Raw genomic sequence first — 5,456 nt, forward strand, 5'->3', positions numbered from 1 at the left:
CATGCCAACCGGCTGAGCCAAGAAAAACAGTCTCCGGAAACTCCGGGGCGGTTCAGGTTGTGGACCAAGGTAGAACGGTGGGTGAGTCGTACCTACCGAGACAACCAACCGGAGTGGTTCGCGGTGGTTGGCCAGACTCTTGCCCAAGAGGCGGCCGCCGACTTCCTGGAGAACCTGAAGGCGGGTGACGACGCAGAGACCAACTTCGGTGTCGGGTACCAGATGAACTTTGCGCTGAGGTACGACCACGATGCGCTAAAGGAAGCCGTCGCGAACCTGGTTGAGTCGGGCGAGGTGAAGGTCTCGGTGTTGGCGTCGCGTATCTCCAGCGCTAGGGGAAGCGCTGGGAACTGGGAGTTGTCGCCTGAGTTCGAGCAGTCCACGTTTGACGCGATCGCACCGATGGTTGACGACCCTTGGTACGACGAACCCGTTCAGGAAGTCGACCGAACCGACCTGTCGTGGGCGAACCGAAGGAAGTTCATCACCGGCCGCGTGAGCAGGCCACCCGGCCTGGAACTTCAAATGCTCCTGGACGCAGAGGAGTAGCGGGCGGCCTGCGCGCGGGAGCCGGTCGGCATCGACCAACCCCAAGGAATCTCGTGATCTCGGACCTCACGGCGCCCACGGCGTCGCGGACGGCTGCGGCGGTCGCCCTCCTGCTTCTGACGGCCGGCTGCGCGTACGCCGAATCCGGCGACATCGGACCGATCTCGTCGGGCTCGCTGGCCGTCGCACCCACCGGCGAGGAGATGACCGTGTTGGTGGGCGTCTGCAAGGTGGTGCCCGACGACGTCGAGGTCCGCACCATCCCCGCTCAGGCGCGCTCGCGGATGCTGGCGCGGTGGGCGCCGGAGCGCGGCGACCTGAAGAAGGGCGTCACCGATCTGACGGCGTCGCAGATTCCGCTCTCGGAGGGATCGGCCTCGATCCCGCTGCCCGATCAGCGCGTCCTGATCTCGGCGGCCCGCAAGGACTACGACACCCTGCTCGACCTCCGGGTGACGCCAGGGCAGATCGCCTCTCTCGGGCCCGGCCAGGTCCTGGTCGTCGGCGGTGACGCGTCCGGGGACGCCGTCGTGAAGGACCGGGAGGCGTGGGAGAAGGACGTGTGCACAGGGCCGAACGACTGACTCCCGGCGGACGCTGAGCCGTGCCAGGCTGCTGGCCGTGAGCTGGTTCAGGAGGAAGAGGGCGGCGCCGCCGGTCGATCAGGCCGTGGTGATCCACTACGCGTTGAGCGACGACGCGTTCGGCACGAGCGAAGAGCGCGAGGCGGTCTACGCGCTCGAGTCGCGGCTGGAGTCGATCATCGACTCGCTTGGCTCGGGCGAGGTCGACGGTTGGACTTGACCCGCTCTGATGGACACCAGATTGTGAGCCGCAGGCTCACGAAGGGAGTCCGTTATGGGCCGTCCGTCGAAGTACCCAGCGGAGTTTCAGACCGAGGCAGTGCGCCTCGTGCTCACGACCGACAAGCCGATGGCCGAGGTCGCCCGCGACCTCGGGATCAACTACAAGACCCTCGGCGCGTGGGTCCGCAAGGAACGCGAACAGCAGACCCTCGACGCTCTGCCGGGCGCGCTCAGTGAGCACGAGCGGCTCGAGCTCAAGCGGCTGCGCAAGGAGGTCGCCGACCTCAAGGTCGAGCGCGAGATCCTCCGCAAAGCAGCCGCGTATTTCGCCAAGGAGACGACCCGGTGAGCCGCTTCCGGTTCGTCTCCGAGCACCACGAGTCCTACGGGATCAAGCGGCCGTGCCAGGTGCTGGGTGTCTCCCGGTCGGGCTACTACGCCTGGACCACTCGCGGCCCGTCCACCCACGCTCGGCGCGACGCTGAGTTGGCAGCATTCGTCACCGAGGTTCACAGCCGTTCGCGGCGCACCTACGGCTCGCCGCGGGTACACGCCGAACTCGGCCGCCTCGGGCACCGCGCCGGACGCAAGCGCGTCGCCCGTCTGATGCGTGAGCACGGCCTGGTCGGCGCGCACTCCCGCCGATGGTGGCGCACGGGGAAGCCGAACACCGCCTGGGCACCCGACCTCGTCGAACGCGACTTCAACCCCGCCGGCCGCGACCAGCTCTGGGCTGCTGATGTCAGCCAGTTCCGAACCGACGAGGGCTGGCTCCACTTCGCCGGAGTCATCGATCTCTACTCCGTCGGGTCGTGGGCTGGGCCATGGGCACCACACCTGACGCCGACCTCGTCATCGATGCACTCGTGATGGCCTTTGAACGCCGGCGGCCCGACGAGCGGATCATCCACCACGCCGACCGCGGCGCGGCCTACACCTCCTTGGCGTTCGGGCATCAGCTCGAACGGTTCGGGATCGCCGCCTCGTTCGGATCGACCGGAGACGCCTTCGATAACGCCGCGGTCGAGTCGACCTGGTCGGTGTTGAAGCGGGAACTGGCCTGGATCCACGGCCAGCACACCTGGCGAACCAGGGACCTCCTGCGCTCGGCGATCTTCGACTACGTCGAGGGCTTCTACAACACCACCCGAATCAAGCAGCGGCTCGGCTACCGTTCAACCGCAGAGTTCGAAGACCAGGCCTCGGCCTGAAAAACCGTGTCCACCGGAGCGGGTCAAGTCCAGCGTGACAACTAGACCTTCAGCAGTCCCCTTGACATCTCCCGAGGGCTAGAGACAATCAATGTCACATTGGCCGGCAATTTCGTACTCTTCTCTTGGAAGTCGCTCATGATCCGAATCCGCCGCAGGCATGCAGCGCCGGCTCTTGTCCTCCTGGTCGCCGGGGCGGTCGCTGGGGCAGCCTTTGCGACGTCGGCGCCTGCGCAACGCGAGCCCGTCACGGCGAAGGACTACTACGCCCCGGGCATGACTCTCGAGGAGATCGGAAAGGCGAGCGTCGGTCAACCAGGCGACGCGGCCCCGCCGTGCCCCGAGGCTGACACCGTGGCGAAGTTGAAAGAAGCCAAGATCCCCGTGGGTCCGTGCGACCCGTTTCCAGAGGACGGCCAGGTTCCTATCGTCTCCGACGAGAAGCTTGAGCCCGCAGGTCCGGCGCCAGGTGTCGTCTGCGACGTGGTGAATGTGCACGCCGCGAAAGGGATCACGGGCGAGCTGTGTGCCGCTGAAGCCAAGATCCTGGGCGCTGAGGCCGTACAGCAAGGCGAGAAGTGGTGCCTACAGGTGACTTACGTAACTGGGCGGGTCGGCGAGAAAACCTCAGAGGTCGTTTGCGAAGGCGACCAGCCGAAGTTCGACGGTCTTCGCGTCGAGTTCGCGAGCGGGGGGTAGGCGACGATGCGGTCGACAGCGGTAGCTATTGCGGCCTTCATCTTTGGCTTTGTGGGGGTCGGTGCGGCTTCGGCCGATATCCAGGCGCATTGGGCCAATAATGCCCCGACCTTTCCGCGCGGCTACGCGTACATTCATGACCTGACGGGCTCCTGGGCGCCGGTGTACACGGCAGCGGTCGATTGGGACTCTGAGGCGCGCCTCGATCTGCTTTACACCACCGGTACGTGCACGTCCGGCCACTGTATTCCGTACTCCGAGCGCAATATGGGCTATGCCGGTTGCAACGCGGCTACCAGCACCGTCGGTCTCACCCAGTTCTCCTACAACCCGTCCACCGGGCACATCATCGCTAACAGCATGACGTCCGAGGTCGATTCAGAGTGCCGGAACCGGGGTCTTTCAGCTCGCACCGAGCTGGTTTGCCACGAGATGGGCCACACCCTGAGCCTGGGTGAGCGAGGATCCGGCGCCTCCTCGTGTATGCGCACCGGGATCGACCTCGGAACTGAAGTGGACGGTGACGCTTCCGACTTCGCCGATCTTCACGCTGCGTACAACCACAACGACTAGTGGCGCGCCAAGTCTCAGGGCGCGGCACTAGCCGAAGCACGGGTAGATCCCCCCGCTGGCCTGGCCGCTGGCCCGTTGGTTGGCGACGCATTGGTCGAGCTCAATCGATGTCGAGAGTGCTGGCTCGGTGATCTGCAGGTCGCTCCGCGGCAGGAAGGGTCAAGGCGGCGGCCTGCCAGGTTCTCTCGGTGCGGAAGCGCAGTTCGATGTCGTCGATGGGCTCGACGCCCGACGAACGGGCCCTCGGTCGAGACCGCCCAGGGGCGACCGGGTGGGTCAGTCCGCCGACACGCGGTCCCGACCAGAACGGAGCCAGTGGTGATTGCACCGTCCGTGGCGGTACGGATCATCGAGGACGCGGACGCCGCTGCAACGGCTCCGCGATACAGAGAGGTGTCCTGACTTAGGACGCTCGGTGAGCTTCGGCTCGGCGAGGCGCCCATCTCAGCGTTCCACGACCGCCCCGGTCGCGTTCCAGATCAGGGTCGGGTGCGTCCTGAGATCGCTCGGCCGCATCAGCGGGTTCGAGAAGGTTTCCGCAGGTCAAGGGAGTTCTTTCCATAGCCCAAGGGCCCGGGCGTGGAGAGGACTCCAGGGGGAACTCTAGAAGGAGCCCTGAGCAGAAGCCCCGCCGGGACGCTAGCCCCGTGCTTGTCAGTCCGGTGTACATCCAGTCCGGTGCGACGATCGGCCCACAGGGCCGCCCGACTGGGCTCGGTCGCCCGTGAAGCAGTGCCAGGCTGCCCGGAGGCGCTGGACCGGCACTGGCAGGGTCCGCCGCGCGGGCTGGCGCTGGTGCGTCGGCTCGTGGGGCCGTCGGCGTCCTGAGGCCTCGGCTCAGCCGGGCTGGGCGTCGCCTCGGCGGCGTCCGAGCAGCCGGGCGAGCGGGCCGGCGTCGCGAGGCTCCGCGGGGTGTCCGTCGCACCACTGGCCCGCGGGGACGCGGGCGCGCACCTGGTCGACGTGCATGCCGCAGCCGGCCCACGTGGTGAGGCCGCAGGTGCGGCAGGTCTTGGGACGGCACATGGCTCAGGCCTCCGGGGCGGACGAGCCCTGGGCGTCCGCGAACTCGCAGAACGCCTCGTAGGCGCGGGGGCCGTGGATGGTGGCCGGGCCGCCCTTCATCAGGAACGTGACGCCGATGGCCTCCGCGGCCTCCTGGCGGGTCGCGCCGGCACGGACGGCGGCCTGGGCGTGCGAGGCGATGCAGCCGTCGCAGCCCTCGACCACGCCGATCGCCAGGGCGATGAGCTCCTTGGTGCGCACGTCGAGGGCGCCGTCGGCGAACGCGGCGCGGTGCAGGGCGCCGAAGCCCTGGTAGACGTCGGGGATGCTGCGGCGCAGCTCGCGGTGCAGCGGGGAGAGGGCGTCGAGGACGGCCTTGCCGTGCGAGCCGTGGCTGGTCTGCTGGGCGGGCTGGGGGACGGTGTCGGTGGTCATGGTGCGGCCTCTCGTCTCGGCGTTCGCTCTAACCCCCCCGGGGGGTTTCCGATCCCATTGAAGCAACCCCCTGGGGGGTTGGCAAGTCGAGCCGCGCGTCTGCCGGCTCGAGGAGGCCCCCATTACCCGGCTGACCGGGTAACTGACCGCCGCGCGGCGTGTCTCGCAGGTTCGCGGA

At 67.6% G+C, this 5,456-nt stretch carries 10 protein-coding genes; 8 read left to right on the forward strand and 2 right to left on the reverse strand.

Features of this window, described 5'->3' with window-relative positions; genetic code table 11:
• The 8 genes from ACZDWJ_RS14405 to ACZDWJ_RS14440 form a co-directional block, all read left to right on the forward strand.
• Nucleotides 1–549, forward strand: a 549-nt coding sequence (locus ACZDWJ_RS14405) for a hypothetical protein (protein ID WP_463521836.1), incomplete at its 5' end; no start/stop codon positions are given.
• Complete coding sequence (locus tag ACZDWJ_RS14410) at nucleotides 462–1,133, forward strand: hypothetical protein (RefSeq protein ID WP_463521838.1); 672 nt, start codon at nucleotides 462–464, stop codon at nucleotides 1,131–1,133. The genes ACZDWJ_RS14405 and ACZDWJ_RS14410, both read left to right, overlap by 88 nt.
• Before the next feature lie 37 nt (nucleotides 1,134–1,170).
• On the forward strand, nucleotides 1,171–1,353 hold the full coding sequence (locus ACZDWJ_RS14415) for a hypothetical protein (protein ID WP_463521840.1): 183 nt from the start codon (nucleotides 1,171–1,173) through the stop codon (nucleotides 1,351–1,353).
• A 54-nt stretch (nucleotides 1,354–1,407) separates the two neighbouring features.
• Nucleotides 1,408–1,704 (forward strand): transposase, encoded by a 297-nt coding sequence (locus ACZDWJ_RS14420; protein ID WP_463521842.1) that lies wholly within the window; start codon nucleotides 1,408–1,410, stop codon nucleotides 1,702–1,704.
• Nucleotides 1,701–2,225, forward strand: coding sequence for an IS3 family transposase (locus tag ACZDWJ_RS14425; RefSeq protein ID WP_463521844.1), 525 nt, complete (start codon nucleotides 1,701–1,703; stop codon nucleotides 2,223–2,225). Before ACZDWJ_RS14420 ends, ACZDWJ_RS14425 begins: the two co-directional genes overlap by 4 nt.
• Nucleotides 2,180–2,566 carry an IS3 family transposase gene (locus ACZDWJ_RS14430; RefSeq protein WP_463521846.1) on the forward strand — a complete coding sequence of 129 codons (387 nt, stop codon included), beginning with the start codon at nucleotides 2,180–2,182 and terminating at the stop codon, nucleotides 2,564–2,566. The genes ACZDWJ_RS14425 and ACZDWJ_RS14430 overlap by 46 nt, the downstream gene beginning before the upstream one ends.
• 138 nt (nucleotides 2,567–2,704) lie before the next feature.
• A complete protein-coding gene (locus tag ACZDWJ_RS14435) occupies nucleotides 2,705–3,265 on the forward strand; it encodes a hypothetical protein (protein ID WP_463521848.1) in 561 nt (186 codons plus the stop codon).
• A 6-nt stretch (nucleotides 3,266–3,271) separates the two neighbouring features.
• Nucleotides 3,272–3,838, forward strand: coding sequence for a hypothetical protein (locus ACZDWJ_RS14440; protein WP_463521850.1), 567 nt, complete (start codon nucleotides 3,272–3,274; stop codon nucleotides 3,836–3,838).
• 837 nt (nucleotides 3,839–4,675) lie between these two features.
• On the opposite strand, the gene ACZDWJ_RS14445 is transcribed toward ACZDWJ_RS14440, so the two are convergent.
• A complete protein-coding gene (locus ACZDWJ_RS14445; RefSeq protein ID WP_463521852.1) occupies nucleotides 4,676–4,864 on the reverse strand; it encodes a hypothetical protein in 189 nt (62 codons plus the stop codon).
• A gap of 3 nt (nucleotides 4,865–4,867) precedes the next feature.
• Nucleotides 4,868–5,278 (reverse strand): carboxymuconolactone decarboxylase family protein, encoded by a 411-nt coding sequence (locus tag ACZDWJ_RS14450; RefSeq protein WP_463521854.1) that lies wholly within the window; start codon nucleotides 5,276–5,278, stop codon nucleotides 4,868–4,870.
• Nucleotides 5,279–5,456: the final 178 nt, after the last annotated feature.

Source organism: Nocardioides sp. B129/18, from assembly GCF_055282735.1.

Coding starts and splice junctions, on each gene's coding strand:
- ACZDWJ_RS14420 (WP_463521842.1), top strand. CDS start 1,408: ATGGGCCGTCCGTCGAAGTACCCAGCGGAGTTTCAGACCGAGGCAGTG.
- ACZDWJ_RS14430 (WP_463521846.1), top strand. CDS start 2,180: ATGGGCACCACACCTGACGCCGACCTCGTCATCGATGCACTCGTGATG.
- ACZDWJ_RS14435 (WP_463521848.1), top strand. CDS start 2,705: ATGATCCGAATCCGCCGCAGGCATGCAGCGCCGGCTCTTGTCCTCCTG.
- ACZDWJ_RS14440 (WP_463521850.1), top strand. CDS start 3,272: ATGCGGTCGACAGCGGTAGCTATTGCGGCCTTCATCTTTGGCTTTGTG.
- ACZDWJ_RS14445 (WP_463521852.1), bottom strand. CDS start 4,864: ATGTGCCGTCCCAAGACCTGCCGCACCTGCGGCCTCACCACGTGGGCC.
- ACZDWJ_RS14450 (WP_463521854.1), bottom strand. CDS start 5,278: ATGACCACCGACACCGTCCCCCAGCCCGCCCAGCAGACCAGCCACGGC.